The 15,413-nt window shown below is 70.5% G+C and carries 15 protein-coding genes; 6 read left to right on the plus strand and 9 right to left on the minus strand.

Translation table 11 applies throughout. The annotated features are described in order from the left end of the window. Nucleotides 1–410: 410 nt before the first annotated feature. The 7 genes from PUT80_RS43110 to PUT80_RS43140 all read right to left on the minus strand — a co-directional run bounded on the left by PUT80_RS43110 (nucleotide 411) and on the right by PUT80_RS43140 (nucleotide 5,496). Entirely contained in the window at nucleotides 411–1,910 is a 1,500-nt protein-coding gene (locus PUT80_RS43110; protein ID WP_275295583.1) for an alpha/beta hydrolase, read from the minus strand. A gap of 162 nt (nucleotides 1,911–2,072) precedes the next feature. Next, nucleotides 2,073–3,146 (minus strand): ATP-dependent DNA ligase, encoded by a 1,074-nt coding sequence (locus PUT80_RS43115; RefSeq protein ID WP_134666383.1) that lies wholly within the window; start codon nucleotides 3,144–3,146, stop codon nucleotides 2,073–2,075. 26 nt (nucleotides 3,147–3,172) lie between these two features. After that, a complete protein-coding gene (locus tag PUT80_RS43120; protein WP_037819027.1) occupies nucleotides 3,173–3,772 on the minus strand; it encodes a hypothetical protein in 600 nt (199 codons plus the stop codon). Next, the gene (locus tag PUT80_RS43125) at nucleotides 3,772–4,305 is read right to left on the minus strand and encodes a DUF6286 domain-containing protein (RefSeq protein ID WP_037819205.1); all 534 of its coding nucleotides are present in this window, start codon (nucleotides 4,303–4,305) and stop codon (nucleotides 3,772–3,774) included. Before PUT80_RS43125 ends, PUT80_RS43120 begins: the two co-directional genes overlap by 1 nt. Beyond that, nucleotides 4,305–4,691: an Asp23/Gls24 family envelope stress response protein gene (locus tag PUT80_RS43130; protein ID WP_275295569.1), complete on the minus strand. Its 387-nt coding sequence runs from the start codon at nucleotides 4,689–4,691 to the stop codon at nucleotides 4,305–4,307. Before PUT80_RS43130 ends, PUT80_RS43125 begins: the two co-directional genes overlap by 1 nt. Next, nucleotides 4,688–4,864, minus strand: coding sequence for a hypothetical protein (locus PUT80_RS43135; protein WP_009075692.1), 177 nt, complete (start codon nucleotides 4,862–4,864; stop codon nucleotides 4,688–4,690). The genes PUT80_RS43130 and PUT80_RS43135 overlap by 4 nt, the downstream gene beginning before the upstream one ends. A 176-nt stretch (nucleotides 4,865–5,040) precedes the next feature. Continuing rightward, the gene (locus tag PUT80_RS43140; protein ID WP_037819023.1) at nucleotides 5,041–5,496 is read right to left on the minus strand and encodes an Asp23/Gls24 family envelope stress response protein; all 456 of its coding nucleotides are present in this window, start codon (nucleotides 5,494–5,496) and stop codon (nucleotides 5,041–5,043) included. 813 nt (nucleotides 5,497–6,309) lie between these two features. On the opposite strand from PUT80_RS43140, the gene zapE reads away from it, so the two are divergent. Next, nucleotides 6,310–7,353, plus strand: a complete 1,044-nt coding sequence (zapE, locus tag PUT80_RS43145; protein WP_275295570.1) for a cell division protein ZapE — start codon at nucleotides 6,310–6,312, stop codon at nucleotides 7,351–7,353. On the opposite strand, the gene PUT80_RS43150 is transcribed toward zapE, so the two are convergent. Continuing rightward, nucleotides 7,295–7,876: a phosphatase PAP2 family protein gene (locus PUT80_RS43150; protein WP_275295571.1), complete on the minus strand. Its 582-nt coding sequence runs from the start codon at nucleotides 7,874–7,876 to the stop codon at nucleotides 7,295–7,297. The two genes, zapE and PUT80_RS43150, sit on opposite strands and share 59 nt — an antisense overlap. Before the next feature lie 66 nt (nucleotides 7,877–7,942). On the opposite strand from PUT80_RS43150, the gene PUT80_RS43155 reads away from it, so the two are divergent. The 3 genes from PUT80_RS43155 to PUT80_RS43165 all read left to right on the plus strand — a co-directional run bounded on the left by PUT80_RS43155 (nucleotide 7,943) and on the right by PUT80_RS43165 (nucleotide 10,962). Beyond that, on the plus strand, nucleotides 7,943–9,076 hold the full coding sequence (locus PUT80_RS43155; RefSeq protein WP_275295572.1) for a serine hydrolase domain-containing protein: 1,134 nt from the start codon (nucleotides 7,943–7,945) through the stop codon (nucleotides 9,074–9,076). Nucleotides 9,077–9,111: 35 nt separating this feature from the next. Next, entirely contained in the window at nucleotides 9,112–9,462 is a 351-nt protein-coding gene (locus PUT80_RS43160; RefSeq protein WP_275295573.1) for a hypothetical protein, read from the plus strand. A 192-nt stretch (nucleotides 9,463–9,654) separates the two neighbouring features. Then, the gene (locus PUT80_RS43165; protein WP_275295574.1) at nucleotides 9,655–10,962 is read left to right on the plus strand and encodes a hypothetical protein; all 1,308 of its coding nucleotides are present in this window, start codon (nucleotides 9,655–9,657) and stop codon (nucleotides 10,960–10,962) included. 34 nt (nucleotides 10,963–10,996) lie between these two features. Here the strand turns inward: PUT80_RS43165 and rocD are convergent, their stop codons facing one another. Next, on the minus strand, nucleotides 10,997–12,235 hold the full coding sequence (gene rocD, locus PUT80_RS43170; protein WP_275295575.1) for an ornithine--oxo-acid transaminase: 1,239 nt from the start codon (nucleotides 12,233–12,235) through the stop codon (nucleotides 10,997–10,999). Between the two features lie 174 nt (nucleotides 12,236–12,409). On the opposite strand from rocD, the gene PUT80_RS43175 reads away from it, so the two are divergent. Both PUT80_RS43175 and PUT80_RS43180 read left to right on the plus strand, forming a co-directional pair. Then, a complete protein-coding gene (locus tag PUT80_RS43175; protein ID WP_275295576.1) occupies nucleotides 12,410–13,264 on the plus strand; it encodes a PPK2 family polyphosphate kinase in 855 nt (284 codons plus the stop codon). Nucleotides 13,265–13,285: 21 nt separating this feature from the next. Then, on the plus strand, nucleotides 13,286–15,388 hold the full coding sequence (locus tag PUT80_RS43180; RefSeq protein ID WP_275295577.1) for a prolyl oligopeptidase family serine peptidase: 2,103 nt from the start codon (nucleotides 13,286–13,288) through the stop codon (nucleotides 15,386–15,388). The last annotated feature ends 25 nt before the right edge of the window (nucleotides 15,389–15,413 follow it).

Consider the following 15,413-nt stretch of genomic DNA (forward strand, 5'->3'; position numbering starts at 1 on the left):
ATACGTCGGCAACGGCCGACGCCCAGGCACCCGCCCGAAGAAACAACAACCGTCACCGAAGTCCTGACACACCAACCGTCACCCAAGTCCTGATGCGGAACTGTCACCCATGTCCTGAGACATCACAGTTCGAGACGACTTCGGCGGGACAGCCCCGGTTCCGCCACCTCAGACCTCAGCGGGGATTGCTCAGCCGGATCAGCGGGCTGGTGCGCGGCTGGCGGCGCTATCTCGGCGAGAGGGAGCCGTTCGACAGACGCGCTGCGCACACGACGCGGCGCGAGCGGCTCCGCGCCCAACCTGTTGCTCGGCGACGCCGCGATTACCAAGCGGCCGCACCTGCGGCTGATCACCAAACAGCAGGCCGACTGCGCGTACTCCGTCTCGCAGGTCGCCAGCCAGGCCGGTCCCTAGGCCGGACAGAGAGTGCCGTTGTCCGGAATCTTGCCGTCGATCAGGAAGGCCTGCGCGGCTGCGGTGACGCAGGAGGACTGGCCGACCGCGCCGTGCGCGACACCCTGCCACGTGACAGTCACGGCGCTGGGCATCTGATCCGCGGCCCGGGTCGTGCCGATCTGCGGCGTGACCGGGTCGGTGGCGGTAGCGGCCACCAGCATGGGCGGGGCGCCTGGCGCACCGGCGGGAGGCAGCGCCTCGCGGCGGACCGGCCAAGCGCCGCACCAGGCGAGTTCCTGGGCGACCGCAGCGCCGAACTGCGGGTACTTGGCGCGCATGTTGGCGGCGGCGCGGTCCAGTTGATCGGCGGGCAGCCGCGTGGTCGAGTCGTTGCATCGGGTCGCGATGGTGCCGCCGATGCGCGACGTGCGGCCGCGGACGTCCGCGACGATCGGATTCGCGAAGCCGGCCAGCGCGGTGACGTCACCGTTCTTCGCGGCGTTCAGCGCGTCGGCGAGAGCGGGCCAGTTCGACCGGTCGGCGAGGCCTTGGTACACCGCGTAAGTCGCCACGCCGGGGCTCATCGTCACGCCGTCGTCAGTGTCCACAGGGGACGTACGGAGCCGGTCGGTCACGGTCTTCAGCGCGACCTTCGCATCGCCCATCGGGCAGTTGCGGGCGGCGCAGTCCGCGGAGAAGGCGTCGAACGTCGACTGTGCGCCGGCGGCCACCGCGTCGAGCACCGCCGCCCGGTCGGCGCCCGGGTCCGGGATGCCGTCCAGCACCATGCGGCCGACCTGCGCCGGGTAGCGCACCGCGTACTCCGAAAGCACCTTCGAGCCGTCACCGCGGCCGAGCGCGTTCAGCCGGTCAAGGCCGAGTTGTTTGCGCAGCTGGTCGAGGTCCCCGGCGGTACGCCAGCTGTCCAGCGCGGTCTGCGCGGTGTCGAGGTCGAGCGCGCACTGCTGACCCGCCCGGCGAGCCGCGTCGAGCACCTCGCCGAGACCGCCCTGCGCCGGGTCCGCGCCCAGCAGGTCCGAACGCACTTCCAGCGGCACGCACTGCACGCCGCCGGACAGCCCGGTGCCGCGCCGGTCCACGCCGATCAGCGAGAACTTCTTGAGGAACTCCGGCGGAAGCCGGGTCGCCAGGCGCGCGGCGAACAGCGAGCCCGGCTCGCCGCCGACGTCGTTGACCACCACGAGCGGGATCGGTCCGTCGCCCGCCTTCAGCACGAAGATGCGGGCGAGCAGGTGCTGCGAGTCCTCGGGCGCGTCGAGCGGGGACGTCATGCGCGCGCAGCTGACGTGCAGCGAATCGGGCAGTGCCGGAGCGGCCATCCGCTGCCGGGTGTCCGCGTCGCAGTTGGCCCATCGCAGGGCGGACTTCTTGGGCTCGGCCAGCGGCGGCAACGGCACAGCGGCAGTGCTCGGGGGCGGCGCGGTGGTGGCGCGTCCGTCGTTGTCGATCACCGCGGGGCGCACGGAGGGACCGCTGGTGCACCCGGCCAGCATGAGCACTCCCAGCGTCGCCGCCACCAGCCGGGCGCGCGTACGGGAACGGCTGGGGGAACGGCGGTGCACGGGCTGGTCCTCACGTCTGCTCGGCGGAACTCTCGGACGAGCTTGGCACGCGTGGTGTGGGAAGCCAGTGAGCGGGTCCTGCGGCGTGTCCGGTCAGCGGGTCCGCACGACCTCGCCCCGGAACACTGCCGACAGGTCGTACCGGGCAGGCTCGTCCAGCTGCGAGTAGCCGCACGACGACGGCTCCCGGTCCGGCCGCCAGCGCGCGAACTGGGCGGTGTGGCGGAAGCGCGACGGATAGCCGCCCTCCGTGTGCTCGTACGAGACCTCCACCACGCGCTCCAGCCGCAGCGGCACCCACGGCTGTTCCTTCGACCGCCAGCGCGTGATGCCGCCCGGGATCCGCTGGCCCTCGCGGACCGCGTCGCCCAGCCACGGATGCCCTTCGCCGTCCGTGATCAACGGGGCCAGCTCCTGCGCCAGCTCGCGGCGGCGCGCGACCGGGAACGAACCGACCACGCCGACGTGGTGCAGCAGCCCGTTCTCGTCGTACAGGCCCAGCAAAAACGAGCCGACCGCTTCGCCCGGCTCGCCGTCCACGTGCCAGCGCAGGCCCGCCAGCACGCAGTCCGCGGTGCGGGAATGCTTGTACTTGAACAAAACCCGCTTGCCCGGCGAATACGGCTCGTCCAGCGGCTTGCCGATCACGCCGTCCAATCCAGCCCCTTCGAACAGCTCGAACCAGCGCCGAGCAGTCTCCGGATCGGTCGTCGCCGGCGTCAGCGCGATGCCCGAAAGGGACTCGAGCCGTTCGCGGCGCGCCGAGGTCGGCTCGTCCACAAACGACTCGTCGCCCAGCGCGAGCACGTCGAAAGCCACGAACTGCGCCGGCGACTGCTCGGCGAGCAGCTGGACGCGACTGTCCGCCGGGTGGATGCGCTCGGTCAGCGCGTCGAAATCGAGCTTGCCGTCGCGGGCCACCACCAGTTCGCCGTCGAGCACGACGCGCTCCGGCAAGGATTCCCGCAGCGCGGCGAGGACTTCCGGGAAATACCGGTTCAGCGGCTTCTCCGCGCGCGACTGCAGGGTGATCTCGTCGCCGTCCCGGAAAACCAGGCAGCGGAACCCGTCCCACTTCGGTTCGAACAGCAGCCCGCCGGAATCGGGAATGGCTTTCGCCGGCTTCGCCAGCATGGGCTTGATCGGTGCCTGCACAGGGAGCGCCATGCGGGCATTCTGGGCGAAACGCGGGATCAGCGCACGCGTGCCGAGCCGGTCGTGTCGAGTTCGAGCCGGACCGCGGTCGGCAGGGTCTCGACGCCGAGCGATTCCCTGGCCCTCGTCAGCACGTACGCGTCGAGGTCTTCCCACACCCGCCGGACTTCCGCGCCCTCGGCCAGCCAGAGCGTGATCCGCAACGCCGGATCGGCCACGGTGCCCACCGAACGGACGCGAGCCCGGGTGACCCCGTCAACGCTCTCCGCGTCGGTTTGCACGGCGTTCGCCAGCGCTCCGGCCGTGACGGTGAGTTCAGCGCCGATCGTCTCGTCGAGCTTGAGGTCCGGACGGCGTTCCGGGCGCAGCGAACGGAAAAACCACCACAGGCCGAACACGAGCAGCAGCACCCCGAGCACCACCGCACCGATCCGCGCGTACAGCGCGTGGTCGCCAAGCCAGCCGACCGCGATCGGATCGAGTACCGGCCGGTGCCCGCGGAACTGCCCGAGCCACCCCATGCCGACCACCAGCGCTCCGGCACCAGCCAGCACACCGAGGACACCGACCAAGGAGGTCAGCGTGCGCTCGGCGCCGTACGAACGGCCTTGCGCGCGACGCGCCGCGGAAGCGCTCATCACCGGTCCTTCGGAGAGTCGACGACCACGGACACCTTCGGACGACGCTGCAGCGGGAGGTCGTCCAGCACCCCCGCGACGGTTTCCAACAGCCGCGGCCGCAGCTGTTCCTCGTTTTCCAACCGGCTTGTCGCGCGCACGCGCACCCGGCGGGAGCTGGCCGTCACGGACGCGCCGCGCACGTTGTCCTCCGCGCGCACCGCCAGCCCGACCAAGCGCGCGAGAGCTCGCGGGGAGGTGTTGACGGTGATGCCGTCAGCGGGATCGGTCATCCGCACCGCTCGGTCGCCCGCGCCGAGCGCCAGCAACAGGAGCACAAGCCCGGCGAGCAAGACGATTCCCGCGACGATCCGCACTGGCGTGCTGGTCCAGTCCAGCTCGGCGATCGCAGCTTTCCACCGCGGCCACGGCACGAGCAGCGGTTCCTTGTCAGGCTGCCACCAGGCCCACCCGACTTCGAGCGCCAGCAGTGCGCCGCCGGCCGCGACGGCCAGGCCGAGCAGCGTGGAGAGAAGACGGACGAGGATGCGCATCATCGCACCCTCGGCGGCACGTCCGGCAGCAACGCGGTGACCGTCACCGCGACCGAACGCACGTGATAGGAGGTGATGCGTTCGACCTCTTCGACAACCTTCTCGCGCACCTGCCCAGTCACCTCGCGCACCGGTGCCGGATAACGCAACGCGAGATCGAGGGACAGTTCGACGTCGTTGTCCGAGCCGCCGACCTTCGCGGAGGCGCCGGTGGTCCCGGTGCTGACCCCCGCGACGCGGCGCTCGGTGCGCATCGTCCCGGGAACCTGATCGGCGGCGTGCCGCGCGACCTTGCGCACCACGGCGTGCGCGATGGTCAGCGAACCGCGCTCGGCGGGCTCCGGAAGGTCGTTGCGGGACGGCCCTGCCTCGACCGCCTGGGTCACTTGTCTCGGCCCTTCCCGAACAGGTCGCCGAGGTCGAGTTCGCCGTCGAGGACCCGGCCGACCACGAGCCCGATGATGCCGACCGCGAAGGTCACCAGGAAAGCGGTGAATCCCTGCGTAGCGGCCAGGCCGAGAATCAGCCCGGCGAGGATCCCGGTCTGCGTAGCGTTCAACGTGCGCCCTCCTGGGATGTCTGTGCTGCGGTGATTGCTGGTGCTGCCGGTGTTCGGTTTGGCGGGCGTTTTCGCGGCTGTGGCTCACGCGGTGCTTCAGGACCGCTGCCCGACTTGTGCCCCTGGCGACCGGGCCTGGGCGGGTGCCGCGGCCGACGCACCGGCCGATCACAAGGTCATTCGACCCGGCTCGACTCGGGTTCGTCCTCCTCGCCGGGCAGGTGGACGTCGTTGACCGCGATGTTGACCTCGATCACCTCGAGCCCGGTGATCTGCTCGACGGAGGTGATGACGTTGCGCCGCACGTCGCGGGCGACCTCCGCGATGCGCGCGCCGTACTCGACGACGACGTCGAGGTCGATCGCGGCCTGCTTCTCGCCGACCTCGACCGAGACGCCCGCGGTGGAGGTCGCGCCCGACCCCGGGATCCGATCCCGGATCGCCCCGATCGCCCGCGACACCCCGCCGCCGAGCGCGTGCACCCCGGCGACCTCGCGCGTCGACAGCACCGCGATCTTCTGCACGACCAGCGACGAGATCGTGGTGCGCCCCGCGGTGTCCGTCTGGTCAGCCGCCGCCAGCGCGGAAGACGGGACAGCAGTAGGCACATCGGGCCGGTTCGTGCTCGGCATGGTTCCTCGCTCCCTGTATGCGGACATGGCGCGTCCAGTGTCACCGCGAGCGGCCCGCGGCGCCGGAGACGTGCCCTCCGAAAGGACCTCCCGACCGGGCGAAAACTCACGCGGCATCCCTCGAATGGGTGAGTCTCCAGTCAGCCCGGCCCGCGCCGCGACACAGCGCGCCCGACCGGCAGCCCACGGATCGAGCGCCGTGCGATGGCGGCCTTGGCGGCAGCGCCGCTGGTCCCCAGTCCGGTGACCGACCTCGCCCGCCACGATCCGCAGCTCCTGTCGGACCACGACGCAGCCCGCTCCAGCACAGCGGAACGGCCGCCGCCGCGCTATTCGCGCCGGGACGGTGGCACACCTCGATCCCAGCGCCGCGGTGGCGGGCGACCTCGCCGCTCGCGCTGGTCTGGTCGCACACCTCGATCCATCGATCCGGTGCCGCGGGGCCTCGCCGTCCGCCAGGCCGCGCGCGGCTCGGTTCAGCGCGGTGCCCGGCCACTTCGCCGTTTGCACCGGGTCTGGTCACGCGCCTCGGGCCGGTGCCGCGGTGCCTCGCCGCTCGCGCCGGTCTGGTCACACCGCTGCCCCAGTGCCGCAGCGCCGGACCGAGCCACTTCGTCACCCGCCCCCGCAGCGCAAGCCAGACCCGGTGCCGGAGCCCTGACCAGCGCCGCACCCCGGTGACAGTCACCACACGCATCCCGCCTCACCGGCCCCCTCTGCGCCCGAAGGCGGCTCCGACCGGGGGATTTGCCCTTCCCAGCCCGGTCGAGGCGCGCCCAAGCTGCCGGGGCCGTCCGGATAGGCTCTTCCACCATGCCCGCAGCTGCGCTGACCGACCGGTTTCCCGAGCTTGGGGCCGACGAGCTGATCGCGTCCCTCGTGCCGCCGCCGCGGTTTGGCGAGGCTCGGTTTTCCACTTACCTGCCCAACCCGGACGAGCCCAGCCAGGCGGCCGCGGTCGAAGCGTGTTCCGCGTTCGCTTCGCGGATCGGGGCGGCGAAGGCCAAAAAATCCCGCCTGCGGTCGCTCTTCGGCGGCGGGGCGGCGATTCCGGACGGGCCGATGGGGCTTTACCTCGACGGCGGCTTCGGCGTCGGCAAAACCCACCTCCTCGCGTCGACGTGGCACGAGACTCCTGGGCCCAAGGCGTACGGGACGTTCGTCGAGCTCACGCACCTCGTCGGCGCGCTGGGGTTCGCCAACGCGGTCGCGCGGCTGTCCGAGCACCGGTTGCTGGCGATCGACGAGTTCGAGCTCGACGATCCCGGCGACACCACGTTGGTCAGCCGGCTGCTGCAGGAGCTCACCGACGCGGGCGTCTACGTCGCGGCGACCTCCAACACCCTGCCGGACAAGCTCGGCGAGGGGCGGTTCGCGGCGGAGGACTTCCTGCGCGAGATCCAGGCGTTGTCGCGGCGGTTCGGCGTCGTCCGCGTCGACGGGCCCGACTACCGGCACCGCGGGCTGCCGGATGCGCCTCCGCCGGTCAGCGACGACGAGATCGACGCTTCCGCGGCCGCGCACGAAGGGTCCACTGTGGACGAATTCAGTGCCTTGATGACGCATCTCGAGCGCTTGCATCCCTCGCGCTACGGGAAGCTGCTCGACGGGGTGCGGCGGGTCCACCTCAAGCACGTGACGCCGGTGCCGGACCAGATGGTCGGGCTTCGGCTGGTCGCGTTGGCGGACCGGCTGTACGACCGGGCGATTCCGGTGGTCGTGTCCGGGGTGCCGCTGCCCGAGCTGTTCGGCGAGGAGATGCTGAACGGCGGTTACCGCAAGAAGTACCTGCGTGCGATCAGCCGGTTGACGGCTCTCGCGCGCGACGCGGTGACAGCGCCGCCCGCAGCGCGGTGACCACTGCGGGGGCGAAGCAGACGCCGCCGACGATGTCGGTCAGGTAGTGGTAGCCGAGGCCGATCATGCCGATGGCTGCGCAGCAGACCAGCACTGCGCCTACCGCAACGGCGACAGCCTTGAACCGCACCAGCAGCACTATGACAGTCAGCACGGCTAGCAGGCTGACGGTGTGGCCGCTGGGGTAGGCGAGCGTGCCGCCTTTCCAGCGGTCGAAGGCGGGTTTCAGCGCCCAGCTGTTCAGCGCGATGGCGACGAGTGGGCCTGCCACGGCGAGTAGTGCGTCCAGGCGATTGCGTTGGTAGAGGCAGATGCCGGCGATGACGACGACGGCTGGGATGAGCACGTACGGCTCGGTGGGCAGCACAAGCGTGTTGAGCAGGGCTGGGCTCAGCGTCGAGGCGGACCTCTCGGTCCATTGGTCCACTGTGCCCGGCGCGTAGGGCGCGACTAGCAGTCCCAACGCAAGCGTGGCGAGCGCGCAGAGCGCGGCGAAGAGGGCGAGAGTCCGCCTGGCGGTCACAGATCGGAGCCTAGTCACATTCACCGCGGCGCGCGGGTCCTTCTTTCGACACTGATTGGAGGGCTGATGGGGGACACCGAAATCCACGGGACTGTCGCGGACGGCTTCGAGGAGGTTCGCGAGGAGTTCGTCACCGCGGCTGAGGCGAGTGCGGGCGTGCAGTTGGCGGTCCGTGTGCACGGGCGGCTGGTGGTTGATCTCTGGGCGGGCGACGTCACGGGCGAGACGCTGACCGGCGTCTATTCCTCGACCAAGGGGGCGACCACGCTGGTGGTGGCGTTGCTCGTGCAGGACGGCGTGCTGGACCTGGACGAGCCGGTCGCGCGCCATTGGCCGGAGTTCGCCGCTGCGGGCAAGGGCGGGATCACGGTGCGCGACGTGCTGACCCATCGTTCCGGCGTGATCGGGGCGGAGGGCGGGCTGTCCGCCGAGGAGCTCGCGGACGATCGGGTGATCGCGCGACGGCTGGCCGGGCAGCGGCCGTTCTGGCGGCCGGGATCTGCTTACGGCTACAGCGGATTCGCCGGATTCTCGATCGTCGCGGAGGTGGTCCGGCGGGTCACCGGGCGCTCGGTGCAGGAGCATTTCGAGACGCGGATCAGGGAGCCGTACGGCTTGGACCTGTACCTGGGACTGCCCGAGCAGGAGGACCACCGGTACCGCGAGGTGCTGGCGGGGGAGGCGAGCGCGGAGGCGCTCGCGGCGTTCCAGGCGTACGTTCCGAGTCCGTACAGCTTGGGCGGCATCGGCTACGGGCTCGATTCGACGCCGCCGCTTGATCAGGTGGCGTTCCTCAACACGCGGCGGGTGCGGGCGCTCGGGCAGGTTTCCGCTGGTGGGGTCGGCAGCGCGCGGGGGCTGGCTGGGCTGTACGCGGCTGCGGTGTCCGGTTTGGACGGACGGCCGCCGCTGCTCGAACCTGGCACGCTCGGCGAGTTCGCGATGCTTCATTCCACTGGCCGCGACCTGGTGACCGGGGACACGGGCCAGTACGCGCTCGGGTTTCAGGCGAAGGGGTTGCGGTATCCCTTCCTCAGCGCGAATGCGTTCGGGCACAACGGATCCGCCGGGTCTGAGTCCTTTGTGGATCCGCGCACCGGCATCGCGTTCGGGTACACGCGGCGGCAGTTCTCCGCGAGTTGGTCCTATCCCGAACACGACCGGCTGGCTGCGGCAGTCCACGCGGCGGCCAGCCGGTGAGCGCCGGGTGACCGCCGTGATGCGATGCTTGTCCCATGTCGCTGTTCTCGCGCCGTCCGGCCGAAACCCCGTCCGGCCCGTTCCGCTTCCGGATCTCCGAGATCTACCAGATCCCGACGCGGGGCATCGTGGTCACCGGCACGGTCACCGACGGCACGGTCCAGGTCGGCGCGAACGCGGTGGTGCAGCTGCCCGGCGGCGCTCGCCAGGTCGTGGTGACGAGGATCGAAACTGCCCGCCGCAAACGGCAGTCCGCGGAAGCCGGTGCCGAGGCCGGGCTTTACCTGTCCGGTCTCAGCACCGGCGACATCCCGACCGTGCCGGGCGGCGACGGGCAGCAGCAGGACAACAACGCGCTGCGCGGCGTCGAGGTGACCTCGGCCTGAACGGACACTCTGTGTGAGCATCACCTCTGGTGTCTTCACGCGGAGTGCAGTAAACACCCATTGTGCTCAATTCACCCGAACCGCGGCGGTCGCTGGTGATCCGGCTGATCCGGTTCCTGCGGCTGGGGTACGCGGTGCCGCTCGGGCTCGCGATCGCGGGCGTCGGGGTCGGTCGGCGTCATTCTCACGATCATGGTGCTGATCCTCGGCAGCATCGCCCGCTCGCTCAACGGGACCGCGTCCCCGCAGAGCAGGCGGTTCGTCCAGAAGCACGGCGATCGTGCGCTCGCCAAGATCGAACGCTTGAAGTCGACTGGGACGCAGGTCAACGACGCCTATGTGACCGAGTTGAAGTTGGTCGTCGCGCCGCCGGACGAGGCCGCGTACCCGGCGACGGCTCGGGAGTTGATCCATCCGGTGCGGTCCGCGGCGTATCAGCCGGGCACGGTGGTCGTGGTCAAGCAGAGTCCGCGGTACGCCGGGGTGGTCGTGGTGGATGCCGACCCGCCGCGGGAATGGACTGAGCGGCCGTGGCAGGTCGGGGTCGTCGGCGAGGAACGCATGCCGGAACCCGAAGCCCGGCAAGGGAATGTCGTCGGGCGGCTGGCGATGGCGGTGGTGAGCGCGGTTGTCGTCGCGGCGGCGCTGCTGGTGCCGATCCGTGACGACGTCCTCGGCCAGCTTCTCTCCCCGCCGAACCTGTTCACTGCGGAAGATTTGCGCGCTGGCGTGGCGAAACTCTCCGCCGAAAGCGAGCGTTTCGAGGACCTGACAGTGGAATCGGACCAGTTGCGCGCCACCGTTCCCGGCGCGTACCTCAGCTATCGCGGCGGCACGGTCAAACGCGACTCGATCAGCACTGGCCAGCCGGACAAGCAATTCGCCGCGAACGAGGTCGATTTCGCTGCGATCCCCGGCCTCGTCGCGAGTTTCGGCGGAGACCCGGCGGACGCGCGCGTGAGCATCCGCCGCGAGGACGTCGGGATCACCATGACGGTCCGCTCGGCCAACGACAACGACCGCCAGTTGGTCGCGGACGCGAAGGGCGTACCGGCGCTCACTTCGGACGCGTTCACGGAGAACGGTTTCCGACAGGTTGCCGAGTTGCTGACCAAGCTGAGCGGTCGTCAAGAAGCGTACGAGGCGATCATCCGGACCGACCACGTTGAGTTCCAGGTGCCTGGCCCAGGCCCGGGCACTTCGGACGACTACGACTGGTATCGCGGCCGTCTCGTCGAACACCGGCCCTCGCCGATCCAGCCGGATCCGGACGCGCCGCTGTTCGCGTTGTCGGAGCTGTCGCCGAAGGCGCTGCCCGCGATCCTGGCGAAGGTGGACGAGCGCATGCCCGGCTTCCCTCGCGACAAGATTTCGGTGGCGCTCAGGGAAAACGACGGAACGTGGAACCTGACCACGTCCGTCGAGGACGAGTACGGCCGCGGAATCGAGGTGACCGCTTCGCCGGACGGGTCGACGGTCGCGGTGATGCCTACCCGGTGACCGCCGCCCGGAAAAACGGCGGTCACCGAGCAGGTCAGCCGCGCACGACCTGGGCGATCGCGTCGATGCCGCGGTCCAGTTCGGCTTCGGTGATCACCAGCGGCGGCGCGACGCGCAGCGTGCGGTCGTGCGTTTCCTTGCACAGCACGCCCAACCCGGCCAACGCCTCGGACGCCTCCCGTCCGGTAGGACCGCCCGGCGCGATGTCGACGCCCGCCCACAGACCGCGTCCGCGCACCTCCGAGACGCCGTCGCCGACCAGCTTCGCCAGCCGTTCGTGCAGGTGCGCGCCGAGTTCGGTGGACCGCTTCTGGTACTCGCCGGTCTGCAGCATCCGCACCACGGCGCGGCCGACCGCGCAAGCCAGCGGGTTGCCGCCGAAGGTCGAGCCGTGTTCGCCGGGCTTCAGCACGCCCAGCACGTCGCGGCTGCCGACCACCGCCGACACCGGGACGATGCCGCCGCCGAGGGCCTTGCCCAGCGTGTACAGGTCAGCGCGGACGCCTTCGTGCTCCAGCGCCAGCACAGTGCCGGTGCGGGCGAGACCGGACTGGATCTCGTCGGCGATCATCAGCACGTTGTTCTCGTCGCACAGCCGTCGCACCGCGGCGAAGAACCCTTCGGGCGGCACGACGACGCCTGCCTCGCCCTGGATCGGCTCCATCAGCACGGCTGCGGTGCGCGGCGTGATGGCTGCCTTCAACGCTTCGGCGTCGCCGTACGGCACCTGGACGAAGCCCGGCGTGAAGGGCCCGTAGTCGGCGCGCGCGGTTTCGTCGTCGGAGAACGAGACGATGGTGGTGGTGCGGCCGTGGAAGTTCGACGCCGCGACCACGATTTCCGCCGTGCCCGCCGGAACGCCCTTGACCTGGTACGCCCACTTGCGCGCGACCTTCACCGCGGACTCCACGGCCTCGGCCCCGGAGTTCATCGGCAGCACCATCTCGGTCCCGGTCAGCTCGGCGAGCTCGCGGCAGAACAGGCCCAGCTGGTCGTGGTGGAAGGCGCGGGAGGTGAGCGTGACGCGGCCCAGCTGCTCGGTCGCGGCGGCGATCAGCTCGGGGTTGCGGTGGCCGAAGTTGAGCGCGGAGTAGCCGGACAGGAAGTCCAGATAGGACTTGCCGGCCACGTCGGTCACCGAAGCGCCCTCGGCTTCGGCGATTACGACCGGCAGCGGATGGTAGTTGTGCGTGCTCCATTGCTCGTCGAGCGCGATGAAGCCGTCGGAGGAGGAGGGACGCGCGGTGCCGGCAGGCTGGACGGACGCTGTCATGCGTTCAGGCTAGAGGCCGTTCGCGGGGAGTTCAGCCGGGAAACGTTGCTTTCCCCCGTCGTTCGTTGCGCAATCGAGGGGTCTTGCCGGCGATTCGCTGCGCCGCTCGCTCGACCGGATGACACCGGCGGAGAGGTCCCCGGGATTGTCGGCGCCCGCGGTTATCGTCCCGGGATGGCGAAGAAGCAGCAGAACGGAAACCGGGTCCGCGACGCGCTCCGGGCGGGCGACGAGCTGCCGGACCCGGCTTCGTCGCCGGTGGGGCCGGAAAAGAAGGCTAAGGGCGGCAAGAAACTCGAGTCCACCGGGGAACAGCTCGCCGGGTTGCAGGAGGCGCTGTACGCGGAGGGCATCGGCGGCGGCGCCCGCAGCGTGCTGCTCGTGTTGCAGGGCATGGACACTTCCGGCAAGGGCGGCACCGTCGGGCACGTGCTCGGCCTGGTGAACCCGATGGGCGTGCAGTACGCCGGGTTCAAGAAACCGACGGCCGCCGAGCTCAAGCACGACTTCCTGTGGCGCATCCGCAAGAAGCTCCCGTCGCCGGGCCACCTCGGCGTGTTCGACCGGTCGCATTACGAGGACGTGCTCGTGCCGCGCGTGCTCGGCCAGCTTCCTGCGGCCGAGCGACGGAGGCGCTACACGCAGATCAACGCGTTCGAGAAGGAGCTGACCGACAGCGGCACCGCCGTGGTGAAGGTGTTCCTGCACATCTCGCCGGAGGAGCAGCTTCGTCGGCTCACCGCGCGGCTGGACCGGCCGGAGAAGCGGTGGAAGTTCGACCCGTCGGACATCGAGGCACGCCGCCAGTGGCCCGCGTATCAGAAGGCGTACGCCGACGTGTTGAAGCGCACGTCGACCGCGCACGCTCCGTGGTACGTCGTGCCAGCCGACCGCAAGTGGTACCGGAATTGGGCAGTTGCGGAGCTGCTGGTCGAGACGCTGACCGACATGGACCCGCAGTTCCCGGAGCCGGCCTATGACGTCGAAGAGCAGCGAGCTGCCCTGCAGGGTGTTGGCGTGTCCGGCTGATCATCTGAAAGAGTGCTGGTCGTGACCGATTCTGCACTCGACGACGTTCCGTTCCTCCGCCAGCAGGCCCGCACCCAGCGGTTCACTCTCGGCGCGCCCAAGCAGTTCCGGGTCGCCCCCGACGGTTCGCGGGTGCTGTTCCTGCGCAGCGCCACCGGCGCCGACCCGCGGCACAGCCTGTGGTCGTTCGACCTCGCGACCGGCGAGGAGACGAAGCTGATCGACGCGGCCGAGCTGGTGTCCGGCGACGAGGACCTGCCGCCGGAGGAGCGGGCGCGCCGCGAACGGGCCCGGGAGACCGGCGGCGGCGTGGTGGCCTTCGGCGTCGACGACGCGTTCACCGTCGTCACGTTCACGCTGTCGGGCAAGCTGTACACGCTCGACCTCGCGACCGGCGAGACGCGCATCCTGGTCGACGGGTCCGTGATCGACCCGCGGCCGAACCCGACCGGCACGCACGTCGCGTACGTGCGCGAGCGGCGGCTGCACGTGATCGAACTGGCGACCGGCGAAGACCGCGTTCTCGTCGGCGAGGACGACGAGGACGTCACCTGGGGGCTCGCGGAGTTCATCGCGGGCGAGGAGATGGACCGCACGCGCGGCTACTGGTGGGCGCCGGACGGGCGCAGCGTGATCGTGGAGCGCGCGGACCGCGGCCCGGTGCCGCGCTGGACGATCGGCGACCCGGCGAACCCGCAGCAGCCGGCGAACGTCGTGGCGTACCCGGCGGCGGGCTCGCCGAACGCCGAGGTGTCGCTGGCCGTGCTGAGCCTGGACGGCAGCCGCGTCGACGTGGCGCCAGGCGACTGGGAGTACCTGGTCACGGTGCACTGGTCGGCGGGCGGGCAGCCGCTGCTGGCCGTGCAGCCGCGGGACCAGAAGCGGCTGACGGTGCTCGCGCTGGATCCGTCTGACGGTTCGGTCGCCCAGGTGCACACCGAGACCGACGAGCACTGGGTCGAGATCTTCCAGGGCGTGCCCGCGTGGACCGCGGACGGCAAGCTGGTGGTGGAAAGCGCGGCGGACGGCGATCACCGGCTCCTGGTGGACGGCGAGCCGGTCACGCCGCCGGGCATGCAGCTGCGGATGGTGCTGCACGTCGGCGAGGAAATCCTGTTCACCGCTTCGGAAAGCGACCCGACGCAGATTCACCTGTACCGCACCGAAGACGGCAAGGTGCGGCGACTGTCCACAACGGATGGTGTGCACGTCGGTTCGGGAAGCGCGGCTCTCACGGTGCTTTCCTCGTGGAGTCTCGACCACAGCGGTCCGAAGGTGACCGTGCTGCGGGACGGCGCCGAGGCGGGGTCGATCGAATCGTCCACTGTGGACCCGGAGATCGTCCCGAACCTGACCTGGCTCACTCTCGGCGAACGCCAGCTGCGCGCGGCGTTGGTGCTGCCGCGCGGATACGAGCCCGACGAGGGCAAGCTGCCGGTCCTCCTCGACCCGTACGGCGGCCCGCACGCGCAGCGGGTTCTCCAGAGCCGCAACGCTTTCCTCACCCCGCAGTGGCTTGCCGACCAGGGTTTCGCCGTGCTGGTCGTGGACGGTCGCGGGTCGCCCGGGCGCGGACCGGCGTGGGAGAAGGAGATCGCGGGCAAGCTCGCCGACGTTACCCTGGCCGACCAGGTCGACGCCCTGCACGCGGCCGCCGCTGCGTACCCCGAACTGGACCTTGAGCGGGTCGCGATCCGCGGCTGGTCGTACGGCGGCTACCTGTCCGCGCTCGCCGTGCTGCGGCGGCCGGACGTGTTCCACGCGGCGGTCGCGGGCGCGCCGGTCACCGACTGGTCGCTCTACGACACCCACTACACCGAGCGCTACCTCGGCAAGCCGGAAGACGAGCCGGAAAGCTATGAGCACAACTCGCTCATCGCGAGTGCCGGTTCGCTCGAACGGGCGCTGCTGATCGTGCACGGCCTCGCCGACGACAACGTCTTCCCGGCGCACGCGCTGCGGCTTTCCTCGGCGTTGCTGGCGAAGGGCCGCGCGCACGGCTTCCTGCCGCTCGCGGGCGCGACGCACATGACGCCGCAGGCCGAGGAGGTCGCGGAGAACCTCATGCGCACCCAGGTCGAGTGGATCCACCGGGAACTGGCCGCTCTCGGGAAGGAGGGCTGAAGCAGTCCTCTGTGGACAATAGGCT

The organism is Amycolatopsis sp. La24 (assembly GCF_029087445.1).
Classification (GTDB): Bacteria; Actinomycetota; Actinomycetes; order Mycobacteriales; family Pseudonocardiaceae; genus Amycolatopsis; species Amycolatopsis nivea.